Origin of the sequence: Streptomyces sp. NPDC057565 (assembly GCF_042801455.1) — a bacterium.
Taxonomy (GTDB): Bacteria; Actinomycetota; Actinomycetes; order Streptomycetales; family Streptomycetaceae; genus Streptomyces; species Streptomyces yanii.
The window spans coordinates 909,833-931,201 of sequence record NZ_JBHVFU010000001.1; the positions used below are offsets into that span (position 1 = coordinate 909,833).

At 67.1% G+C, this 21,369-nt stretch carries 26 protein-coding genes and 1 pseudogene; 17 read left to right on the top strand and 10 right to left on the bottom strand.

Annotated features, from left to right (window positions below; translation table 11 throughout):
• Positions 1 to 72: 72 nt before the first annotated feature.
• A complete protein-coding gene (locus ACFU8W_RS03810) occupies positions 73 to 768 on the bottom strand; it encodes an NADPH-dependent F420 reductase (protein WP_384032060.1) in 696 nt (231 codons plus the stop codon).
• 154 nt (positions 769 to 922) lie between these two features.
• Between ACFU8W_RS03810 and ACFU8W_RS03815 the strand changes: the two genes are divergently transcribed.
• Complete coding sequence (locus tag ACFU8W_RS03815; RefSeq protein WP_384031954.1) at positions 923 to 1,474, top strand: glycoside hydrolase family 25 protein; 552 nt, start codon at positions 923 to 925, stop codon at positions 1,472 to 1,474.
• 181 nt (positions 1,475 to 1,655) lie between these two features.
• Positions 1,656 to 2,669, top strand: coding sequence for an alcohol dehydrogenase AdhP (gene adhP, locus ACFU8W_RS03820; RefSeq protein WP_384031956.1), 1,014 nt, complete (start codon positions 1,656 to 1,658; stop codon positions 2,667 to 2,669).
• A gap of 64 nt (positions 2,670 to 2,733) precedes the next feature.
• On the opposite strand, the gene ACFU8W_RS03825 is transcribed toward adhP, so the two are convergent.
• Entirely contained in the window at positions 2,734 to 3,132 is a 399-nt protein-coding gene (locus ACFU8W_RS03825) for a VOC family protein (protein WP_384031958.1), read from the bottom strand.
• A gap of 70 nt (positions 3,133 to 3,202) precedes the next feature.
• On the opposite strand from ACFU8W_RS03825, the gene ACFU8W_RS03830 reads away from it, so the two are divergent.
• Complete coding sequence (locus ACFU8W_RS03830) at positions 3,203 to 3,667, top strand: MarR family winged helix-turn-helix transcriptional regulator (protein ID WP_384031960.1); 465 nt, start codon at positions 3,203 to 3,205, stop codon at positions 3,665 to 3,667.
• A 35-nt stretch (positions 3,668 to 3,702) separates the two neighbouring features.
• A complete protein-coding gene (locus ACFU8W_RS03835) occupies positions 3,703 to 3,969 on the top strand; it encodes a hypothetical protein (protein WP_345520080.1) in 267 nt (88 codons plus the stop codon).
• A gap of 43 nt (positions 3,970 to 4,012) precedes the next feature.
• Here the strand turns inward: ACFU8W_RS03835 and ACFU8W_RS03840 are convergent, their stop codons facing one another.
• Positions 4,013 to 4,660: an HD domain-containing protein gene (locus ACFU8W_RS03840; RefSeq protein ID WP_384031962.1), complete on the bottom strand. Its 648-nt coding sequence runs from the start codon at positions 4,658 to 4,660 to the stop codon at positions 4,013 to 4,015.
• 297 nt (positions 4,661 to 4,957) lie between these two features.
• Here ACFU8W_RS03840 and ACFU8W_RS03845 point away from each other — a divergent pair, with 297 nt between their 5' ends.
• The 3 genes from ACFU8W_RS03845 (at position 4,958) to ACFU8W_RS03855 (ending at position 9,692) form a co-directional block, all read left to right on the top strand.
• Complete coding sequence (locus ACFU8W_RS03845; RefSeq protein WP_384031964.1) at positions 4,958 to 6,127, top strand: S1 family peptidase; 1,170 nt, start codon at positions 4,958 to 4,960, stop codon at positions 6,125 to 6,127.
• A 652-nt stretch (positions 6,128 to 6,779) separates the two neighbouring features.
• Positions 6,780 to 8,564 (top strand): MOSC domain-containing protein, encoded by a 1,785-nt coding sequence (locus tag ACFU8W_RS03850; protein ID WP_384031966.1) that lies wholly within the window; start codon positions 6,780 to 6,782, stop codon positions 8,562 to 8,564.
• A gap of 162 nt (positions 8,565 to 8,726) precedes the next feature.
• Positions 8,727 to 9,692, top strand: a complete 966-nt coding sequence (locus ACFU8W_RS03855; protein ID WP_384031968.1) for an NADP-dependent oxidoreductase — start codon at positions 8,727 to 8,729, stop codon at positions 9,690 to 9,692.
• 156 nt (positions 9,693 to 9,848) lie between these two features.
• Here ACFU8W_RS03855 and ACFU8W_RS03860 read toward each other — a convergent pair whose 3' ends face one another.
• From ACFU8W_RS03860 to ACFU8W_RS03875, 4 genes are all read right to left on the bottom strand, one after another.
• On the bottom strand, positions 9,849 to 10,277 hold the full coding sequence (locus ACFU8W_RS03860; RefSeq protein WP_384031969.1) for a VOC family protein: 429 nt from the start codon (positions 10,275 to 10,277) through the stop codon (positions 9,849 to 9,851).
• Between the two features lie 576 nt (positions 10,278 to 10,853).
• Positions 10,854 to 11,333, bottom strand: coding sequence for an SgcJ/EcaC family oxidoreductase (locus ACFU8W_RS03865; RefSeq protein WP_384031971.1), 480 nt, complete (start codon positions 11,331 to 11,333; stop codon positions 10,854 to 10,856).
• A 424-nt stretch (positions 11,334 to 11,757) separates the two neighbouring features.
• Positions 11,758 to 11,946 carry a ferredoxin gene (locus tag ACFU8W_RS03870; RefSeq protein WP_384031973.1) on the bottom strand — a complete coding sequence of 63 codons (189 nt, stop codon included), beginning with the start codon at positions 11,944 to 11,946 and terminating at the stop codon, positions 11,758 to 11,760.
• Between the two features lie 31 nt (positions 11,947 to 11,977).
• Complete coding sequence (locus ACFU8W_RS03875) at positions 11,978 to 13,174, bottom strand: cytochrome P450 (protein ID WP_384032062.1); 1,197 nt, start codon at positions 13,172 to 13,174, stop codon at positions 11,978 to 11,980.
• A 607-nt stretch (positions 13,175 to 13,781) separates the two neighbouring features.
• Here ACFU8W_RS03875 and ACFU8W_RS03880 point away from each other — a divergent pair.
• Positions 13,782 to 14,027 (top strand): WhiB family transcriptional regulator, encoded by a 246-nt coding sequence (locus ACFU8W_RS03880; protein WP_384031975.1) that lies wholly within the window; start codon positions 13,782 to 13,784, stop codon positions 14,025 to 14,027.
• Between the two features lie 25 nt (positions 14,028 to 14,052).
• Complete coding sequence (locus ACFU8W_RS03885) at positions 14,053 to 14,385, top strand: YkvA family protein (protein ID WP_384031977.1); 333 nt, start codon at positions 14,053 to 14,055, stop codon at positions 14,383 to 14,385.
• A 371-nt stretch (positions 14,386 to 14,756) separates the two neighbouring features.
• Here the strand turns inward: ACFU8W_RS03885 and ACFU8W_RS03890 are convergent, their stop codons facing one another.
• Positions 14,757 to 15,284 carry a DinB family protein gene (locus ACFU8W_RS03890; protein ID WP_384031979.1) on the bottom strand — a complete coding sequence of 176 codons (528 nt, stop codon included), beginning with the start codon at positions 15,282 to 15,284 and terminating at the stop codon, positions 14,757 to 14,759.
• A 195-nt stretch (positions 15,285 to 15,479) separates the two neighbouring features.
• Here ACFU8W_RS03890 and ACFU8W_RS03895 point away from each other — a divergent pair, with 195 nt between their 5' ends.
• Positions 15,480 to 16,412: a MerR family transcriptional regulator gene (locus ACFU8W_RS03895; protein WP_384031981.1), complete on the top strand. Its 933-nt coding sequence runs from the start codon at positions 15,480 to 15,482 to the stop codon at positions 16,410 to 16,412.
• On the opposite strand, the gene ACFU8W_RS03900 is transcribed toward ACFU8W_RS03895, so the two are convergent.
• Positions 16,413 to 16,787 carry a hypothetical protein gene (locus ACFU8W_RS03900; RefSeq protein ID WP_384031983.1) on the bottom strand — a complete coding sequence of 125 codons (375 nt, stop codon included), beginning with the start codon at positions 16,785 to 16,787 and terminating at the stop codon, positions 16,413 to 16,415.
• Positions 16,788 to 16,898: 111 nt separating this feature from the next.
• Between ACFU8W_RS03900 and ACFU8W_RS03905 the strand changes: the two genes are divergently transcribed.
• From ACFU8W_RS03905 to ACFU8W_RS03930, 6 genes and pseudogenes are all read left to right on the top strand, one after another.
• Positions 16,899 to 17,366 (top strand): nuclear transport factor 2 family protein, encoded by a 468-nt coding sequence (locus ACFU8W_RS03905; protein ID WP_345512760.1) that lies wholly within the window; start codon positions 16,899 to 16,901, stop codon positions 17,364 to 17,366.
• A complete protein-coding gene (locus ACFU8W_RS03910) occupies positions 17,350 to 17,484 on the top strand; it encodes a hypothetical protein (RefSeq protein ID WP_384031985.1) in 135 nt (44 codons plus the stop codon). The genes ACFU8W_RS03905 and ACFU8W_RS03910 overlap by 17 nt, the downstream gene beginning before the upstream one ends.
• A gap of 375 nt (positions 17,485 to 17,859) precedes the next feature.
• Positions 17,860 to 18,774: an SDR family oxidoreductase gene (locus ACFU8W_RS03915; protein ID WP_384031987.1), complete on the top strand. Its 915-nt coding sequence runs from the start codon at positions 17,860 to 17,862 to the stop codon at positions 18,772 to 18,774.
• Positions 18,775 to 19,093: pseudogene (locus tag ACFU8W_RS03920) on the top strand (transposase family protein); the annotation flags it as partial. It lies immediately after the preceding gene.
• A gap of 353 nt (positions 19,094 to 19,446) precedes the next feature.
• The gene (locus ACFU8W_RS03925; protein ID WP_384031989.1) at positions 19,447 to 19,644 is read left to right on the top strand and encodes a hypothetical protein; all 198 of its coding nucleotides are present in this window, start codon (positions 19,447 to 19,449) and stop codon (positions 19,642 to 19,644) included.
• Between the two features lie 4 nt (positions 19,645 to 19,648).
• Positions 19,649 to 19,909 (top strand): hypothetical protein, encoded by a 261-nt coding sequence (locus ACFU8W_RS03930; RefSeq protein WP_327242337.1) that lies wholly within the window; start codon positions 19,649 to 19,651, stop codon positions 19,907 to 19,909.
• A 50-nt stretch (positions 19,910 to 19,959) separates the two neighbouring features.
• Here the strand turns inward: ACFU8W_RS03930 and ACFU8W_RS03935 are convergent, their stop codons facing one another.
• Complete coding sequence (locus ACFU8W_RS03935; RefSeq protein ID WP_384032064.1) at positions 19,960 to 20,502, bottom strand: DoxX family protein; 543 nt, start codon at positions 20,500 to 20,502, stop codon at positions 19,960 to 19,962.
• A gap of 444 nt (positions 20,503 to 20,946) precedes the next feature.
• Between ACFU8W_RS03935 and ACFU8W_RS03940 the strand changes: the two genes are divergently transcribed.
• Positions 20,947 to 21,192, top strand: coding sequence for a hypothetical protein (locus ACFU8W_RS03940; RefSeq protein ID WP_384031991.1), 246 nt, complete (start codon positions 20,947 to 20,949; stop codon positions 21,190 to 21,192).
• The last annotated feature ends 177 nt before the right edge of the window (positions 21,193 to 21,369 follow it).

Consider the following 21,369-nt stretch of genomic DNA (forward strand, 5'->3'; position numbering starts at 1 on the left):
GACGAGGGGGGCGGGCGGAAGTCCCACCGCCACCCGCCCCGTCGCCGATGGACGCAGTGGTGCGCCGATCCGTCAGGCGCGCCATTCCGTCGTACGCTCCGGGGAAGCCTCGGCCAGTGCCTTCGCGATGGTCTCGGCATCGCCCTGGTTGCCGTAGACGGGCGTGCCCGGCTGCTGGCGCCACGACTCGTCCAGACCGCCTGCGTCCACCGTGTCGAAGCCCAGCTCGTCGATGAGGTCGCGCACGGTCTGCTTGGCGGCCGGGTCGTCACCGGCGACCGGCAGGGCCTGACGGCCGGGGCTGCCCTTCGGGAGCGGCTTGGAGAGGATGTCCTGCGCATACGTCCCGTTGAACGCCTTGATCACCGGGTGGCCGATCTGTTCCTCGGTCCACCTGCTCTCCGTCAGGCCGTCCTCGATGGTGGCGATACGGCCGTCGCGCTGCTGCGGGTAGTAGTTGCCGGTGTCGATGACGACCACACCCTCCGCCGCCCCGTCGAGGAACCCGGCGGGCAGGCCGGGAACGGCCTTGACCGGGATGGTGACGACGACGACGCGCGCCCCTCGTGCCGCGTCCGCCACGGTGACCGGGGTGGCTCCGGTCTCCTCGGCGAGCGCCGTGAGCGTCTGCGGGCCACGGGAATTGGCGACGGACACTTCGTGGCCGAGCGCGGTGAGACGCCGGGTCAGGTTGCCGCCGATGTTGCCTGCTCCGATGATGCCGATCTTCATGGATCCGACCTTCCGATGGTGCCTGCGAAGTGCAATGCGGTCTCGTCGCTTCACCAACTCGTCGATTCGGAGACCTATTCCGGGTGGCCGGAATTACGTTCCCCTCGGGGAGGGGCGGATGGGAACCGGCGGCTGCGGGCACGTACAGAGGGAGAAACGGAACCACAGAGCCCACTTGAAGGCGGTGCCCATGCTGCATGGCGTCGATGTCAGCTCGTATCAGTCGTCCTTCGACACGGACGGACTGGACTTCGTCTTCATCAAGGCCACCGAGGGCCGTTCGTACGTCAACCCGCGCCTGTCCGCACAGGTCAAGCGAGCCAGGGACGCAGAATGCGTGGTCGGCTTCTATCACTTCCTGTGGCCGGGAAACCTCACCGCGCAGGCAGAGTACTTCGTGAGCAAGGCCCCGGAGAAGGCGGGCGATCTGCTCGCCGTGGACTGGGAAGTGACCGGTGACGGAACGTGGGCGAGCAATGCCGAGAAGGACCGCTTCATCCGCGAGGTCAAGCGTCTGAGGCCGCACCACCGGGTTCTGCTCTACTGCAACCGGCACTTCTGGCTGAACTACGACACCACGTCGTACGTCGGCGACGGTCTGTGGATCGCCGACTACGTGACCGCCGGTCATCCCCGTATCAAGGCGACCTGGCGCATCCATCAGTACGCCGACCACCCGCACGACAAGGACGTGGCCGCCTTCGCCTCACGCGCCGCCATGCGCACCTGGGCGCGACGATGACCGCTGCTTGCTGAATGGCAGGTCGCGCCCATGACAGGCTGCGATCGTCGGACAAGCGCATACCGGAGATTCGAAATACTCTGTTCCGAGGCTTTTGTCACTGCATGGGATACATGGTCCTTAGCCGGATCCGGTGCGGTGACGTCGGCCCGACGCGCCCGTCCGAAGCGGAGGAGTGTCCATGAAAGCCGCTGTTGTCCGCAGCTTCGCCGAACCCCTCGTCATCGAGGAGCGGCCGGTACCGACCCCGGCCGGGCACCAGGTTCTGGTGCGGATGGAGACGTCCGGGCTGTGTCACACCGACATTCATGCCGCACAGGGCGACTGGCCGGTCAAGCCGAGTCCGCCGTTCGTGCCCGGGCATGAGGGCATCGGCATTGTCCAGGCCGCTGGTGACCGCGTCTCCCGCCTGACGGTGGGGGACCGGGTGGCCATCCCCTGGCTCGGCGAGGCGTGCGGACATTGTGACCATTGTGTCTCGGGCTGGGAGACACTCTGCCTGCAGCAGCAGAACAGCGGCTATTCCGTCGACGGGAGCCACGCCGAGTATGCACTGGCGCACGGCAGCTATGCGGTGCCCGTTCCCGACGGGATCGACCCGCTTGATGCGGCGCCCCTCACCTGCGCGGGCGTCACCACGTACAAGGCGGTCAAGCTGTCCGGCGTACGCCCGGGCACCCGCGCTCTCGTCTCCGGCATCGGCGGTCTCGGTCACCTCGCCCTGCAGTACGCGCGGATCTTCGGGGCGGAGACCATCGCCGTCGACGTCACCGACGAGAAGCTGGCCCTCGCCCGGGAACTGGGCGCCGACCATGTCATCGACGCACGGGTCCAGAACGTTGCCGAGGAGGCGCAGCGGCTCGGGGGCGCCGACGCGGCCATCTCCCTCGCGGTGAGCAACGAATCGTTCGGTGCCGCCTACGGCGCGCTGCGCCGCGGCGGCACGCTCGTCCTCGTGGCGCTCCCGGCGGAAGGCACGTGGGAACTGCCCGTCTTCGATACGGTGCTGAACGGTACGAAGGTCGTCGGCTCGATCGTCGGAACCCGCGAGGACCTTGCCGAGGTCTTCCGGCTGCACCTGCTGGGCCGCACCCGCGTCGTCCGGGAGGTCCGCCGTCTGGATGACATCAACTCCTCGATCGACGAGGTGCTGAACGGCAAGGTGGCGGGGCGCCTGGTCTTCGATCTGCGCTGACGGGAACCGTTGGAGGCCATCCGGTGGTCCGGCTGCGCCCCCGACGTCGATCGGTGACATCTGATCAGTACGACTGAAGCTCGATCAGATGCCCTTCGGGATCGCGCACATGGGCGGTGCGGAGGTTCGGCCCCCACTCCGGCCGGTCACAGGAACCGGCAACCAGTGAGGCGCCGTGTTCCAGGCACAGCGCGAGTGCGGTGTCGACATCGGTGACCCGACAGACGAACATCGAGCTGTCCTGTGCCGGCGGTGTGTTGGCGGGCAGACCTGCCGTCCTGGCGACCGCCGCCATGGCCCCGCGGTCGAAGAGCACCAGCACACCCTGGCCGTCGACGTCCCAGTGGGCATACGGTCCGGAGGCGCTGCCGCTCGCCCCGATCAGCCCGGGCAGTACTGCGTCGTAGAAGAGGAAGCATTCGGTGAACCTGCTGACCAGCAGGCGGGGGTGCAGCGCGTCCATCGGCAGGCCCTCCCGGAGTGCAAATAATGGGTGTGGACCCATTATTCGGCTCGACCCTACGATATGAGTGATGAACGAGACACCGCCCAGCCTTCTGGAACTCACGCCCTACCTGATGTCCAAGACGGGCAAGGTGGCGAGGAACCGGGTCGCGGAGCGGCTGGCCGAGCGTGACCTGCGGCTGTGGCACATGGCTGTCCTTGCCGCGCTCGTCGACTTCGGCCCGCATGCGCAAAGGGAGTTGGCGTCCAGACTTGCGATCGACCGCAGTGACATCGTGAAGGTCGTGGACGATCTCGCGGTCGCAGGCCTGGTGGACCGTGCCCGCGACGCCGGCGATCGGCGCCGCGTCACCGTCACACCGACACCGGCGGGCCGATCCGTGCTCGCAGAGATCCAGTCGGACACCCGGAACGTGCAGGAAGACCTTTTGGCGCCGCTGACCGAAGACGAACGCACGCAGCTGGAAGACATGTTGAGGCGCGTCTACGCACACATCAACCATGAAGCCGGCGGACACCGGCCAAGTCGCTGACCGGATCCAGAGATCCGGTGCGGCAGACTTCTCCGGTGACCACAGCAGCTCAACCGCCCCGCGACCGTGCGCTCGGGCGCGGCATCACGACCCTCATCCCGCAGGCTGCGAGCGTGACTCCGGCGGAGCAGGCGGCCGCGGTACTGGCCGGAATGCGGAGCGTTCCGGTGCGCATCGGGGTTCTCCAGGCAGCCATTGTGCTCCTGGAGGAGCGTGTGCGTACGACAGAGGACGACACGGAACGTCGGGCGGCCGCCACGACCGTGGCCATGCTCCGGGGTGCGATCGGCCAGGCGGGCTGAGCGGCCACCGCGGTGCCGCCCGCTGCGAATGGGCTGCGCCCGCTCACTCCGGCCAGGGGGAGTCGAGGATCGTACGGACGAAGTCTCCGCGCTCGAAACCGGGCACATAATGCTGCAATACGTCGGCCTTCACATTCCCGAACGTCGTCTCCGGTTTCGGCTGGATCCCGTCGGTGAACGCAGCGAGAATGCGCCGCTTGAAGTCCGGGCGTGGATGCAGGGCGACAACCTCCGCCCGGTCGGCCTCCGAGATGTCCTCGTACCCGATACCGAGCACGTCGTATTCGACCCCGGCCGTCACCAGAGCTACTTCCGGCTCCATGAACTGCGGGATGCCAGGCGTCGTGTGCAGCGCAATGGCCGTCCACACGCGCCGGATGCTGTCCTCCGGCACATGGTGCGACCGGAGGAATCGCCGGGCCTCGTCCGCGCTGTCCACCTCGAACCGCCGGCCGCTCCCGTGGAAGCGTTCGCCGAGCCCGAGGTCGTGGAAGAGGGCGCCGATGTAGAGGAGTTCGGGGTCGAAGCTCAGATCGCGACGGCGTCCCTGCAGGGCGCCGAACCAGAAGACGCGCCGTGAGTGGTGGTAGATGAGTTCGCTCGTGGTGTCCCGGACCAGCTGGTCCGCTTCCCGCGCGATTCCGGTGTCCGGCGCACGGATACCGGCTGCGGAGGACGGTGCGATGGTCACTGCTCTTCACCTGCACTTCCCTGTGAGTGGACAGCCATCGGCTCCACCTTCCGCGCTTCCCGGTGGAGCGACAACCCGGGCAGCGTGCCGAGGGCGCGCCGAGGACCCGGGGGAGACCCCTGATTCGTGATCCGGGCGCCGTATCCGGCGGGCACGGGCTCATCGATTGGCATGGACCTGACCGGGACTCTGGGCTACAGTCCGTTGCGGCACACGCTGAGAGCGCTCTCAGGTGAGACCTCTCGGACGGCTGCTGTTCCTCCCCCACACATCGGAACAACAGAAGGGCCCACTCCCTTGAGACGTACGACTGTGTTATGCACCGGTCTGTCCGCCCTGCTCCTTCTCGGTGCCTGGGCAACTGCCGGCCTTGCTCCGGCCTCCGCCGCGGACGCTCCCTCCTCCTCTTCCACCCCTGCGTCCGTCTCCCGGGCACAGGCGTCGAAAGGCCTGCTCCTCGCGATGCAGAAGGACCTCGGTCTGACCGAGAGCCAGGCCAAGGCGCGTCTGGCTGCGGAGAGGACGGCAACGGCCCTGCAGGGAAAGGCGCGACGGGCCGCGGGATCGTCGTACGGCGGTTCCTGGTTCGATCCGGCCACGAGCAGGCTCACCGTGGCTGTCACCACCGACAAGAAGGTCGACGCCGTACGGTCGACGGGTGCGGTCGTACGGTTGGTGGCCCACAGCGCCCGGCAGCTCGACGCGGTCAAGGCGCGGCTCGACAGACTCTCCGCGCCCGACGGTGTCGCGAGCTGGCACGTCGATCCGCAGGCCGGCCGGGTCATCGTGAACGTCGTTGCCTCTGCGGAGGCTGACAACGATGTCCGCGCGTTCGTCAAGAGGGCTCGTGAGGCCGGACCCGTCCTCGTGCGGCGGACGGCCCAGGCGCCGAAGACCTTCTCCGCGGGAACGGTCGGCGGCGATCCGTATTACACGGGCAATGTGCGGTGTTCCATCGGCTTCTCCGTGTACGGCGGCTTCGTCACCGCGGGCCACTGCGGCCGGCCGGGGGCCGGGGTGAGCGGCTGGGACGGTTCGTACATCGGCAACTTCCAGGGATCCTCCTTCCCGGGCGACGACTACGCCTGGGTGAGCGTGGGCAACGGCTGGTGGACCGTCCCGGTGGTGCTCGGCTGGGGTACGGTCTCCGACCAACTGGTCCGGGGCTCGGCGGTGGCGCCCATCGGTGCCTCGATCTGCCGCTCAGGATCCACATCCCGCTGGCACTGCGGGAACGTGCTGGCCACGAACGAGACCGTCAACTACAGCCAGGGCGCCGTCCATCAGATGACCAGGACGAGCGTCTGCGCCGAGCCGGGCGACTCGGGCGGCTCGTTCATCAGTGGGGACCAGGCGCAGGGCGTCACGTCCGGCGGCTGGGGCAACTGCAGCAGCGGCGGTGAAACCTGGCACCAGCCGATCAACGAGATCCTGAACAGGTACGGGCTGACGCTGCACACGGCCTGATCGTCCGGGACCGCCTTGAGGGCCTGTCGTGCCCGGTGCATCGAAGCGCCGTCCGACGCGGCAGGCCCTTCATGGCGTCCTGGGCCACCGACAGCCGGAATCTGCCCGCTCGGCAGGTCGACTGCCGGCGAAATGCCGGTAGAACAAGGCTCTTCCGACCCCCGAGACGCTGAATGTGTTCTACGCCGACCGCCAGGATCCCCTGGGCGTAGGCGAGGTCCTGGCGAGGTGACGGCGAGGAAGGACGCTTGGCCGGACCCTGTCTGCAGGATGATGTCGGTGACAGCGCCCGGTTGGGTCAGGGACACCCGTCTGGGGCGTCGGTCTTCACGGTGTGCGAGCCGGCTCCTTCTGCCGAGAAGCATGTGTTGGCGGCGTCGATTGCGTGATCCTGTGGGGAAGCAGTGCCCAGGACGGGATGGTCTTGAGACGCCGGTCGTGGAGGTCCCGGCGAATCCGGTCCCTGGCGACTGCTGCGCAGCCTCCCCTGCAGTGCCACCCCCATCCTTGGCCCGAGCATGAGCAGCACGGACCTGTGGCGAAGGGAGCTCCGTGCAGGGCGCTGTGTCACGTGTCCTGCACGTGCCATCGACAGTCGGCGTATTAGCGTGGCAGCGGTGGGGGCGGTCCGCTCGACCAGGGAGATGCACCGATGGCCACGCTCGTCGCGGTGAATGTCGGGATGCCCCGGGATGTTCCCTGGAAGGGCCGAGTGACGCATACGGGTGTCTGGAAGCAGCCGGTGACGGGCCCGCGGATGGTCAGGAAACTGAACATCGACGGAGACGGCCAGGGCGACCTCGCCGGTCACGGCGGGCCGTATCGAGCAGTGCTGGTGTACCAGGTGGACTCCTATCGGCACTGGCAGGAGCACCTGCACCGCGACGATTTCACTCATGGTCAGTTCGGTGAGAACTTCACCGTGGACGGCCTGCCCGACGACGAGGTGTGCATCGGCGACCAGTACCGCATCGGAGATGCGTTGTTCGAAGTCACACAGCCCCGGGTGACGTGCTACCGCGTGGGTCTTCGCATGGACGAGCCGCAGATGCCCGCCCTGCTGGTCGCTCATGGACGCCCCGGCTTCTACCTGAGGGTGCTGGCTGAGGGGGTCGTCCAGGCCGGAGACGAGATCGTCAAAGTCTCCACGGGGCCGGAAGCGATGACCGTCGCGGAGATCGACGCCGTGCTCTACAGACCCGGGCGTTCGCGCTCCCAGGTGGAGCGGGCGCTCCGCATTCCCGCGCTCAGCCCCGGCTGGAAGACGTCCATGCAGTCGCTCCTGGACGACTACGACTCGAAGGGCTGGACAACAGGCAATACGGGAGGCAATACGGGCCTGACGGCCGCCGCGAGCAGTCCGCCGCCGGCCTGGCCGGGCTTCCGTCCCCTGGCGGTCACGCACATCGCCCCCGAGAGCAGGAGCATCTTTTCCCTCACTCTCGCCGCCACCGACGGCAGTCGGCTTCCACCAGCGCTGCCCGGCCAGTTCGTCACCGTGAGGATGCGCCCCGACCCGCAGGGCGCACCGGTTGTTCGAAGCTACTCCCTGTCCGGGCGCCCGGGGGACGCTCACTACCGGATCAGCGTCAAACAGGAACCCCATGGCGTGGGCAGCAGCTACTTGCATCGACACGTCACGGTCGGCGACGTCCTTGATGTGGCTGCCCCGCGAGGCACGTTCACCCTCGACAAGGATGAGGCAGCCATCGTGCTGCTCTCCGCCGGTGTCGGGGCCACCCCGGTGCTCGCCATGCTCCATGAGCTGGCCGACAACCGTGATCCCCGCGCGGTGTGGTGGGTGCACGGAGCTCGGGACGGCGCAGAGCATCCTTTCGCCGACGAGGCGCGCACCCTGCTGTCACGCCTGCCGTCCGGCCGATGGCATGTCTCCTACAGCCGCCCGCGCGACAACGACCGTCTCGGCGACGACTACACCGCCACCGGCCGCCTCACCGCCCAGCTTCTCGAGGACCTTGGAATCCCGGGGGACGCCAACGCCTACATCTGCGGTCCGGTGGCGTTCATGGACGACATGACGCAAGCACTGGTGGACTGCGGCCTGGCCCCTGGACGGATCCACACCGAGACCTTCGGATCCGTGACCGCGATGACGCCCGGAGTGGTTCCGACCGATGCGCCGGCTCCCCATCTGCCCGCCCATCCGCCCGGACCGGGCACTGGCCCCGCAGTCACTTTTGCCCGCAGCAGCCTGACCGTTCCCTGGGACCCCGGATACGGCACACTCCTGGAACTCGCCGAGGCATGCGACATCCCGGTGCGGTGGTCGTGCCGCACCGGTGTCTGTCACACCTGCGAAACGGCCGTCGTTTCCGGCGGCGTCGACTACTCTCCCGACCCCATCGACCTGCCGGCCGAGGGCAATGCGCTCATCTGCTGCTCACAACCACCCGCGGATCTCATCCTCGATCTGTGACCCCCTTTCCTGCCGCCGCGGTCGCGTCATCGTTCCGGCCGTGCGGGACGGCATCGGCGAGGGGCGTCCGGTGCGGACTCGATGAGGAGCGAGCCGCCGCCCAAGGAGTGACGGGCCGGTGTCACCGAATGAGGTCGGTCCGATCATGGGAGTGATCTCCTTATGACCAGTACGATGCACGCCGTCCGGGCCCACCGACGGGGCGGCCCGGAACAATTCGTCTACGAGTCGGCCCCATGTCCCGAACCGGCCGGTGGTGAAGTGCTCGTCGCGGTGTACGCCGCCTCCATCACCGCCGGCGAACTCGAATGGGACGCCAGCTGGACCGACAGCCTTGACGGGACGGGGCGTGACCGAACGCCGACCATTCCCTCGCACGAGGTCTCCGGCGTTGTGGCCGAAGTCGGCGCCGGGGTGACCGATCTCGCTGTCGGCGACGAGGTCTACGGGCTGATCCCGTTCACCCGGGACGGGGCGGCAGCCGAGTACGTTGCTGTTCCCGCGAGCATGCTCGCCGCGAAGCCGTCCCAGTTGGATCACGACCGTACGGCGGCTGTACCGCTCGCGGCCCTCACCGCATGGCAGGCGTTGGTCGACCATACCGAGCTGCAACCGGGACAGCACGTCCTGGTCCACGGTGGCGCCGGCGGTGTGGGCACCTTCGCCGTGCAGATCGCTACGACACTGGGCGGGCGTGTGACGGCCACCGCTTCCGCGCGTGACACGGACTTCGTCACCGCGCTCGGCGCGCAGGGGGTCATCGACTACCGGGCCGAACGGTTCGAGGACCTGGTGCGGGACGCCGACGTGGTGCTCGACCTGGTGGGCGGAGAGACACAGGACCGCTCCTGGGTGACGCTGCGGCCCGGCGGAACCCTCATCAGCATCGTGCAGCCCCCGGACCCTGAGAAGGCCGCCGCCCACGACGTTCGCGCCCTGTTCTTCATCGTCGAACCCGACCGGGCCGGTCTGATGGCCATCGCCGAACTGATCGACAAGGGACGGCTGATGCCGGTGGTGGACCGCGTGGTGCCACTCACCGAGACCCGCGCGGCCTACGAGGCACTTGTGACCGAGCACCCGCGCGGCAAGGTCGTCCTCCATGTGGACGGCAACCGGAGCACCTAAGTTCTGTCGTCGAACTGCCGTCTGCCGCGCGGCGTCCGGCGCGCACGCCGGCTGTGATGCCGGCAAGTCCTCGTAGCGGATCTACGAGGACTTGCGGGCGCCATGCGGTCGCCCGCACCGGATGCCGCGTGGCCGCCCTTCGAGCGACGACAGCCCTTAGGGCCGGAGGTAGGGCCGGGTCATGATCTCCATGTTGTGGCCGTCCGGGTCGCCGAAGTACGCGCCGCGACCACCGAACAGACGGTTGATCTGGCCGGGTTCGGTGTGGCTGGGATCGGCGAAGTAGGTAACACCAACTGCTTCCAGACGGGCGATCATGTTGTTGAACTGTTCGTCAGGCACGAGGAACGCATAGTGCTGCGACTGGATCGGTTCGTCACGCTTCTCGTAGTAGTCGAGCGTCACCCCGTTGCCGAGGTCGACGGGGAGGAACGGCCCGAATGGAGCGCCGACCTTCAGCCCCAGTATCGCGGCGATGAACTCGGCCGACAGCTGCCGGTCTGTGGCGTAGATGGCGGTGTGGTTCAGGTGGACGGCGGTCGCCGTCAGTTCGGACTCGTACGGATAGTTCTGATCGTTCGGCATGTGTGAGGTGTGTCTCCGGGGCTTGGGATCCGCTGGGACGGGCGCCACATACGGGCGCCAGGCAGGAAGACACGGAAAGGGGGCGGGGCTCTTGCCCGCCTCGCCCTCACGCCGAGGCCGGGAACCTCACTCGTGCATGGCTCATGGCCGACCCGGCAGTCACCTGACCGACCTTAGTGATCACCACAGGCTGAGGCAATACCGTTCCTGGGCTGTGCGCCGGCCACCGGTGCGACAACGCTGGAGGGAGCGGGTTGCTCAGTGCCCAACATGAGCATGGCGGCCTTGGTTTGCCCTGTTCAGGAGCGCCGTACTTACCGCGCAGCTCAGCGACTACACCCATGTGTATCGGCGTGCTCACCCCCGTCTCCGTACCTGGCGCGCGCGGTCGAGGACTCCCTGGACACGGTCCGGCGGACCCCTTCGTGGCGTCATGCGTGACGCCCGGCTTCACCCCGGACGATGGGCCGCAGGCGACCGAACCCTGAAGTGTCGGAGCGTGTGGGGCATGCAGTCGTGAACGGCGGGCGTCCGGCCGCAGGGCGCCTACCGGAACGAGCTGGGGGCCGGGGGTGACTACCCGGGCTCGGAAGCCTCACGGAGTACCTGCCCCAGTTCGCTGCTGTGCTGCTCCACGAGTTCCGGGCGGTTGTGATGGGCCGCCGGAGTGTTCTGGAACAGTGCCACTTGCCACGTTTCGGCGCCGTATACGGCAACAAGCGTCTGCACCACGTTCAGATCCGGCTTCAACTCGGTCTGACCCGGCGGCACCATGCCCGCGATGGCGCGCAGCATCGCCGCGTCGCTGCCCAGCCGTCGCACCTCCCGGATCTTCCATACGTACGCCGCTGTCGGATGGTCGGCGAAGATCGGTGCGAGATGACCCGCCACCTCCGAGCCCCGCACTTGGCTTCCGTCGAATCCGATCATTGCGGCGTCAGGAGCGAACAGCGCTGCATATCCCTGAGCATCACGGTGGTTCCAGGCGCGGAGCAGTGTTTCGTAGAGGTCCCGCACGGCACGTGCGACGGAATCCTCGGTCGGTGTCTCGTCCATGGCACCGATCCTGCCACGGTCCTCCCTTCTGCCCAGTCGACAAGGCGGGTTGTGCCCTTACGGACCGGGAGCGGCCGCTGTCGCGCACGCCGATGCACCTGCCGTGCAGAGGTGCGCACCCTGTGTCTGCGGGCGAACAGGGCTGACGAGGACCTTCGGGAAGGCTTCCGTCCCGTGTGCCGATGCCGCCCGGCGGCAGAGGCCGGGGCCGATCGGCAGTCAGGGACAACGTGACCCGCTCAGCGCGTGGGGCTATGGGGTCAAGGGCTGTCCCGTCGTCCCTGGCGGGCGCACGACGACGGCTGCGACACCTCGCCGCGTCGTCGGAACGGCCGAATACGCCGAGTATGAGGACGCTCCGCCGCCTTGCGATGCACCGCATCTGACACCGCGCGCTGTTTCGCCAGGGATTACGCGAGAGTCCTCAGGTGATCGTGATCGCTTGTACGGGGCAGGCGCGGGCTGCCTCCCCGACGAGGGGGCCGGCGGCGCTGTTCTCATGGTCAGGCAGTAGTTTGCTGAAGCCGTCGTCGTCCTGGGTGAAGACCTTCGGTGCGGCAAGCACGCACTGTCCGGCGCCGATGCACACGTCCGTGTCGATATTGATCCGCATCACAACAGGGTCCTTTCCGTTCGGATTTCGATCACCACGCCACGGGCAGTTCAACCATGCCTTGGATGGTGTCACCCGGTTTGAACGGGATATCGCCGGCGGGTACCGCCAGCCGTAGTCCCGGAAGACGGTCGAAGAGCGTACGCAGCGCGATCTCCATCTCGGCCCGAGCCAGATTCTGACCGAGGCATTGATGGATACCGAAGCCGAAGGCGACGTGGTTGTGCGAATTCCGTCCGAGGTCGAGTTCGTCCGGCGAGGGATATGCGGCCTCGTCCCGATTGATCACGGACGTGGACAGAATGACGCCGTCCCCGGCCCGGATTGTCACCCCGTCCACCTCGATGTCCTGTGTAGCCACCCGTGACATTCCGTCGGCGATGGAGAGGAAGCGGAGCAGTTCCTCGACGGCAGCAGGCATCAAGTCCGTGGAGGCGCGCAGCCGGGCCAACTGGTCGGGATGCTGCAGGAGAGTGAAGGTACCGAGCGAGATCATGTTCGCGGTGGTCTCGTGACCGGCCACGAGCAGGATTTCGGCCATTTGGACCAGTTCATCATGGTTGACGGCCCCGGTGTCGAGCTGCTGGGCGATGAGTTCGTCGAGCAACCCTTCGCCGGGGTCGGACCGTTTGCGTTGGATCAGGGCTCGGAAGTACTCGTCGAGTGCGTCCCGCGCGGCATCGATGTCGCTGGCTGCAGGGCCGCGCAGCAACCTGCGCGACTGCGACTCGAAGAACTCGTGGTCGGCGTAGGGCACCCCGAGCAGCGCACAAATGACCATGGACGGAACGGGCAGCGCAAAGGCACTGACCAGATCCACCGGCGGGCCCTGCTCGATGATCGCGTCCAGCAGACTGTCCACGGTCTCCTGGATCCGCGGCCGCAGGGCCGCTGTGCGCTTGACCGTGAAGCTCGGAATCAGCATCCGTCGTTGGACGTTGTGCTCGGGGTCATCGAGACCGATCAGTTCGACGCGCCGCGAAGCGGTCGCTGCCACCCGCTCGGTGAACACGGGAAACGCGGGGTTTTCCCGGTCGGCCGACAGCCGCGGGTCGACCAGCAACGCACGCGCCTCCGCATGCCCGGTCACGAGCCACACAGTGCGGCCGTCGAAGAGCCGGGCGGGCGACACCGCCTGTGGCCCCCGGTGCGCAGGCCGGTACCCCGTCGGCGGGTGGTAGGGGCAGGTTCGGTCCTGCGGAAAGGAAATGGTCTCAATATCTGCCATGGCGGACCTCGCAAACGGGGTGGGGGATTCCTGCCGGCCTCTCCCCACTGGATTCCTCAGGCACCCAGATGGTCTAGTCAGTGTTCGGCCAACTCGCCGTGGGCCGTCGATTCCGGCTGCGGCCTTGGTCGGGCGGTGTGAGCCACCGAGGTGATGCGCCCGGATTTCCGTACGTAGTCGGGCACGCGTCGTATACGGAGTGCGTGCGCGCGAACCCATGAAGCAGGACTGCACCGAGAATGGGGCGATGAGTTCGGCCATGTTCTGCATGTGCGGTTCTGACCCACGTACGTCATACACGCTGAGGAAGCCGATTTCGGTTGCCACGCCGACGTTCACGAGAAGGGAGGGTGTCCGACCATCCGCTGAATGGAAGGGCGGCGCTTCCCCCGCACAGGGCGATAGAACCGATGGCTCCTGAAGCAACTGTCTGCCGCACCCGGCCGCGACAGGATCGGTGTCCGGCGGCCGCGCCAGCGGTGCGCTGTCCTGGACCGACGGGGGGCATCTGCCGCGTGTACACCTCGCGATGGGGTTTCAGGGATCCGATGCAGGTCACCCGTAGGGCACGAACCATTCGGACAACCGGCCATGGGAAGTGAGACACATGGAGAACTGGCGTATGCACGCGGCCTGCCGTGACGAGGATCCCGACCTGTTCTTCCCCATCGGGAGCACAGGTCCGGCGCTGGTACAGACCGAGGAAGCGAAAGAGGTGTGCCGGGGATGCCCTGTGCGGGAGCAGTGTCTGGAGTGGGCCATGGAGAACGGTCAGGACTCCGGCGTATGGGGCGGGCTGGGTGAGGCCGAACGGCGTGCGCTGAAGCGACGCACGCGCAGGCGTGCTCAATAATCCGGGTGAGGACGGATCATGCACCATGGACACCAAGGCCTGGATTCTCGTCGGCGCGGTCGCCGCACTACTCACGATGGGGGCTGCCGGCGTACTCCTGGTCAGGCTGTTCCGCGCAAGGAAGCTACTGATGGACGCGGGTGTCCCGCTGCGCAGCAAGGCGTTGGTGTGGGCTGCGGTGATCTATACCGTGTCCCCTGTCGACCTGATCCCCGACCCCGTCTATCTGGACGACATCGCGTTCCTGTTGCTGGCCCTGCGTTCTCTCCCCGCTCCCGGCCCAGGGCGGCTCGGGCGCCGCGTTCCTTGTGAAGGGCGGCCGGGCCTCCGCGTCCGACGAGAGCGCGGACATAGTTGATCGGGACTGAAGCAGGTGACATGCGGTAGTTGCGTCGCCGTCCTCGTTGAGCGGCAGGCGTCTGAGGATGGAGAAGCCAATGGTTCAGAGAACTCGTGCATGTCATCGGGCGGGACGAGAAAGCGCTGCCCGAGCTCAGCGCTGAGCGCTGAGCTCGGTGTTCATGGGTCCAGCACCGTGATCCACCCCGTAGGCCCCCGGGCTTTGCTCATTGGCGGGGAGTCCCTGGTCCAGCCGATGCCGGCAACTGACACCCAGTTCGCAGGGAAGCGCCGAAGCGATTCGGCGCGAGCGATTCACACGCCCCTCCAGCGGAGACTGCGGGGGGACTCGGGTCCGGCCGCGTCGGCGATCTGCTCGTCCCGCAAGTTTCAAGCCCCCGTGGCACCGTCGATGCCCTCTCTCAGAAGATCGGCGTGGCCGTTGTGGCGGGCGTACTCCTCGATCATGTGGACCAGGATCCAGCGCAGCGACACCTCCTGGTCACCGAGGTAGACAGCTTCCTGCTCCGAGAGTTCGCCGGAGTCGTCCAGCGAAGAGGCGGCGATCACCTCGCGGCCCCGCGCCACTTCCGTGCGCCAGACAGCCAGCGCCTCGTCGATGCCACGGTCAGGGGCGAGGGCGAATCCGTCCGTCCTGCCTTCCTCGTACACGAGTGGCAGGTCCTGTCCGGCGAACACTCGCTGGAACCAGTTGCGTTCAACTTCCGCCATGTGCTGGACGAGGCCGAGCAACGTCATCGGTGACGGTGGCACCGATGCCAGACGTAGCTGACGGTCGTCCAGCCCCTGGCATTTCAGCACGAGCGTGGCCCGATGGAACTCCAACCAGCTCTCCAGCATGGCGCGTTCATCAGCATGCGCGGGCGGTACGGGGCGCCCGTCCGGTGTCGTACCCATGCAACGCACCCTTGCACAGTCCGCAGGCCCTTTCGGGCAAGGCGTACTTCCGCAGTCGGGCAGGCTGCTTGCGCACGCAGACGGGAGGCTTCCACGCGTCCGGGCAGCTGGCCGGGCTCGCGTGGGGGGCGTGGTTTGCTACCGGCGCCGGACTGGGCTTGAGTCTCCAGTAGGGGGAGACACGAAGGTGGGGGCATGGACGGCGACACGCTCTACTCGATCGGTGACCTGGCCCGGCGCACCGGTCTCACGGTCAAGACCATTCGGTTCTACTCCGACCGTGGGATCGTGCCGCCGATCGACCGCAGCCCGGCAGGCTACCGCCTCTATGACATCGACGCCGTCGCACGCCTGGACTTCGTACGAACCCTGCGTGACCTGGGACTGGACCTTTCCACGATCCGGAAGGTAGTTGATCGGGAGCTGTCGCTCCCGCAGGTTGCGGCTGCGCATGCCGAGGCCCTGGCAGTGCAGATCAGGGCTCTGCGCCTGCGCCGTGCGGTATTGACGGCAGTGGCCAGACGCGGGTCCACCCTTGAGGAGATGGAACTCATGCACAAGCTGGCCAGACTCTCCGAGGACGAACGCCGTTGCCTGATCGGCGATTTCCTCGACGCTGTCTTCGTCGATCTGCACGACAGACCCGAGTGCGCAGCCGCCATTCGTTCCATGACACCGGAACTGCCCGACAATCCCGAAGCGGAGCAGGTCCAGGCGTGGGTGGAACTGGCAGAGCTGTCTCAGGATCCGGACTTCCGTGCCGGCATGCGGGGGATGGCCGAGGACCACATGGCAGAGCGTACGAAGGACGGGACCACGCGACTGGCCCGCGACGTTGCGGCGGTGGTCCGTGACCAGGTTGCCCCCGTGCTTGCAGACGGCACCCACCCGGCCTCGCCCCAGGCGGAACCGGTCATCGCGGCGATCACGGCGCATTACGCGTACGTCATTGCCGGACCCGACGAAGTCCAGGTCCGGCGTCGGCTGCTGACCTGGCTGGAGACCGTGAACGATCCGCGTCGAGACAGGTACTTCCGGCTGGTTGCAGTGATCAACGGCTGGACCGCCCCGCACAGCCTGACGCCGGCATTCGACTGGACGATTCAGGCCTTGCGCGCCCGGCTGTAGTCATGGCGAACGGCTCGTGAAACGGCATGGCCACTCGAAACATGCCGCTTCCGCCTTGCCGCGGCATGCCCGATTCCGGGTCGCCGTCGTCCATGTGTCGGGACTGATCGGACTGGGATCCGAAACTCCGTTCAGGTACTGCCAGCGGGTGCTCTCCAGAGTCAGGGCGGCACGCACGCCCTTCTCGGTATCCGCGTCGGGGTTGGCGGCGTACGCGAAGAGGCCGTCCCAGAAGGCCGCGACGAAGCCTTCCCGGTAGGCGTTTCCGTTCTGCGTGATGATCGCGGTGATGCTGTCCGTTGCCCGCAGTGCCAGGCGCCAGGGAACAGGGGCACCGTAAATGATCGAGGAGGCCGGCGGCGGCCAGGCGCGCACGCGCTGACGTTCGTGCCACGCATCGCCATACGGTGGGGCCCGGACGACTGGCAGGCATGTACAGGCGGCCCTAGCGTCGACGTCAGAGTGCCCAGCCCCGAAGGAGTAGTCATGACCACGCGCCCGCCCCTTCCCCCGTTCACACGGGAGACCGCAATCGAGAAGGTCCGTCAGGGGGAAGACGGCTGGAACACGCGTGATCCTGAGAAGGTCGCCCTGGCCTACACAGTGGACTCACGATGGCGCAACCGGGCGGAGTTCGTGACAGGACGCGACGAGATCGTCGCGTTCCTGAAGCGCAAGTGGACCCGCGAACTCGACTACCGGCTGATCAAGGAGCTGTGGGCCTTCGACGGCAACCGGATCGCGGTGCGGTTCGCGTACGAGTCGCACGACGACTCCGGCAACTGGTACCGGTCGTACGGCAACGAGAACTGGGAGTTCGACGAGAACGGGTTGATGACCGTACGGCACGCCTGCATCAATGACCTGCCGATCAAGGAAGCGGACCGTAAGTACCACTGGCCGCTGGGTCGCCGCCCGGACGACCACCCCGGTCTCAGTGACCTCGGATTCTGATCCCGGAATCCCGGGAAGTCTTCTGCGGGATTACGTCGACGAGATCGACGGGGGCCGGGTCATTTTCTTTGTCACCGCCCTGCAGACGATCACAGTGGTGGCGTACATCGAGGCATAGCCGAGAGCCTCTCCCTGCGTTCCGCAGTTCCGCAGCGATACCTGCGCTTCTTCTCGACCGGGCAGCGCAGTGCCGGCTTGCCTTCACACGGTGCCCACGGTGCCGGGGACAGTGCCAACAGTACGGACCGGGCCGCCACCGACTGCCGCACCTTGATGTCGTGCACCGCGCGTGGCGGGCGCGGCGCACGCGAGATCACCTCTTCCTCCCTGCCTGTCCGGTGCAAGCGATCCCTGCACATCGATCCACGCGATGCTGCAGCCACGCTTGGGAAAACACGACAGAAGGTGTCCAGTTTCTGCGCAACCATCGCGTCGGCGTCGGCGCTGACACGGGCATTGGCGCAGCACGGCACGTGGACACGGAAGGACACGCATGTCAGCAACATTGGATGGAAAGGTCGCTCTCGTCGCAGGGGCGACGCGGGGGGCCGGCAGGGCGATCGCGGTGGAACTCGGCGCTGCCGGGGCAACCGTCTACGTAACCGGCCGCAGCACACGGGTGCAGCGCTCGGAGTACAACCGCCCCGAGACCATCGAGGACACCGCCGATCTTGTGACCGAGGCGGGAGGACACGGCATTGCGGTCCCGACCGACCACTTGGTTTCCTCCCAGGTCCGAAGCCTGGTCGATCGCATTGCATCCGAACAAGGCCGACTGGACATTTTGGTCAACGACATCTGGGGCGGCGAACTCCTCTTCGAATGGGACGCCCCCGTGTGGGAGCACGATCTCGACAAGGGACTGCGGCTGCTCCGGCTCGCGGTGGAGACCCACGCAATCACCAGCCACCACGCTCTTCCCCTCCTCCTGCGGAATGACGGCGGACTGGTGGTCGAGATGACCGACGGCACCGCCGAGTACAACCGGGACACCTACCGGGTCTCGTTCTTCTACGATCTCGCCAAGGCCGCGGTGCTTCGCATGGCCTTCGCGCTGGGCCACGAACTCGGGCCACATGGCGGCACAGCGGTGGCACTGACGCCCGGGTGGATGCGTTCGGAGATCATGCTCGACCACTTCGGCGTGACCGAGGAATCGTGGCATGACGCGCTGGAGCGCGAGCCGCACTTCTGCATCTCGGAGACCCCGTTCTACGTGGGGCGAGCCGTCGCTGCCCTGGCCGCCGATCCCCGGGTGAGCCGTTGGAACGGGCAGTCGTTGTCGGGCGGTGAGCTCGCCCAGGTTTACGGCTTCACCGACGTCGACGGCAGCCGACCAAATGCCTGGCGGTACATCGTCGAGGTTCAGGACGCGGGCAAGCCCGCCGACGCCACTGGATACCGCTGAATCGCCGCCGATCGGCCGTACTTTTCCCGGAAACACCGCAAGCACGGGATGAACGTTCAGGTCAACGCCGATCCATTCGGGCGTCTGCTGTGGGCCTCGCCGGCGTTGCCCGGCTCGGTCCATGAGATCCGCGCAGCCGTACTCATGACATCGTCGGCGCCCTGGCCCGAGTCGACATCCCGTGCTGGGCCGGCAGGGGGATACTGAAGGGCAGGCGGCACGGTCCGGCGTTCCCTCCTGCGGGCGTTGGGGCGGCCTGTCAGCCGGGCAGCAGGTCCACACAGCCGCCGCAGAAGACGCCACGCTGACATCGAGGGCCAACGGCAGCAATAGCGTCAGCCAACTCGTAATCTGCTCCTCCAGCCGTTGCCGGGTTTCCTCAAGAGCATTCCGCAGAATGATCAATGGAGTGATGGGGTCCCGCTCGGTGTCAGGTTCATCAGGTCGCGGGGGTACTGGAATGGCGCGGGGCGAAGAGGTGACAAGGCAGCGACGACCTGCGGGACGTGATCGAGTCGCTCCTGCCGAGGGTCGAGCGCCGTACGCGCGGCCCAGATCGCATACGTCTGAACGATCGGCGCATTTGCAGGAGATTCCGTCCGTGCCGCACACGGCGATTGCCCGGAAGTATCTGCCACAGGACTGGGGCTCCCGCTCGGGGATAACCTGCTGATGACGTCCACCTTCACCAAGGAGCAGCCCGGAATCTGCCCCGAGTGCTACGCCACCCGCACCGGATGGCACCGTTCCCGGGGTTCACCCCGCCCCTCGGTCTCACCGCGCCCGCCGGCACCCTCGATCCCCCCATGCGCGGCCGTCCTCACCGACCCGAGCGGCCGCACCGTCGTCGTCACTGTCCACCAGGAGTAGCCCCATGACCACCGAGCAGGAAGCCCGCGACGCCATCCACCACGCCTTCGGCGAGACGGCACACGTCGACATCGAGACCTTCCCGGCTGGGAACCTCTCCATCACCATCACCAAGGGAAAGCATGCCGCAACCATCGACGGGCATCCTGAAAGCGGCTGGGGCTGGACCGTCGACCCGGGCGAGGACGACGGCTTCAGCGGTCACGAGAACGTTGCGACCACCCTCGACGAGGCGCTGGTCAACGTGCGTGCCGCACTGATCTGACCTGACAGGATCCGAAGGCCAACTGGCCCCGCCTCAAAGAAATGGCCGGGCTAGAGGCTCAGCACGATCGCGGCGCCGATGCCTCCGAGACACAGAGCGAAACCTGCTTCGCGCCAGCCGCCCTTTCCCCAGCGGAAGGGGTGGTCCAGGGCGAGCCGACCGGGGCCGGTGGCGGCAATGCCAAGTGCAACCACCGCGATGCACACGTTGTATTCCACGCCGCCTTGGTACTCCCACAAACCGTGTGATGCCGTAACGGTCACCATGGCATTGATCATCACACCGATCAGGGCAGCCGCTGCCAGTGGCGTGAACAATCCCAGAGCCAGGCCGAGGCCTCCCAGAAACTCGGAGCCACCGCCGATGGCGGCGTAGACATTTCCAGGGTGATATCCCAGTGCGGCGAACCCTTTGCCCGTGGCGGTGAGGCCGTCGCCACCGAATAGGCCGAAGAGCTTCTGGGCGCCGTGCCCCGCCATCAGCAGGCCGAACGTGATCCTGATGAGCAGCAGACCGCAGTCGCCGGCGGACACTGCCGGCCGCGCCGCAACGTGGGCCGCAGGTTCGGGGGAGGCGCGCAGCCGCTCAGCGATGTAGTTCACCGGGAGCTCTCCTCTGCCCCGATACCCCGGGGCGGTGCCGACGGACCACCACGGAAGCAGCAGGGCGGGTTGTCCAGTCACCATGACGCCTTTGAGGCATGCCATGCGTGGAAGACCGCGACGCTGCCGGGACACAGCCAGAACTGGAAGACAGCGGGCTCACCGCCGAGTTCGCGCGTCATTCCGGTCAGGCCGCCGGTCGTTCTCGAGATGAGTGTGTGACATCGGCTTGTCTTCCATCATGACCCCTTTCCGGCAGGCTCTGCATCACGGGTGCTGCCCACAGAACGCGCACCGTGGAATCCGCATCGGCCTGCGCGGTCCTCCCGCGCGGCGCCCACCGACAGTCCTGACCCGCATACGCCTGCAGGGCCGTTTGACCTCATGGAGTGACACGCGTCGAGCAATGAATCGAACATTTGATCTAATGTGGTGATGGAGTTCATCACTTTCCCTCACGAGCTGGTGCAAGCTCAGCGCGACTGGAACTCCACGTACCAAGCGCTCGCCGCGCCCTGCCTGCGCAACCGCACTGTGCTGCGCCGTGGCCTGCTGCACCTGTCCGCCCGGATCCAGTGGCATCCCTTCTGGACCGCCGATCCCGGCCGGAGCGCCGCAGCCCGGGTGGAGCTCCGCCGCCAGGCCCGTACGGGCAGTCGAACGGCGGCGCGAGCTGGATGAACGACACACCGCCCCTGAGGGCTGTCCAGATCCTGGCCGTAGTCCGGGGATAGTGGCTCGGACGGCGCCCCTCGATCCCGCCGCGCACAGGTGAACAAGGCGAAGTCGGTCCCCGCTCGGCGCGTGCCGACTCGCGGTGCGCGAGCGCGGTCGTGGTGAGCACGAGGAACGTGCGGC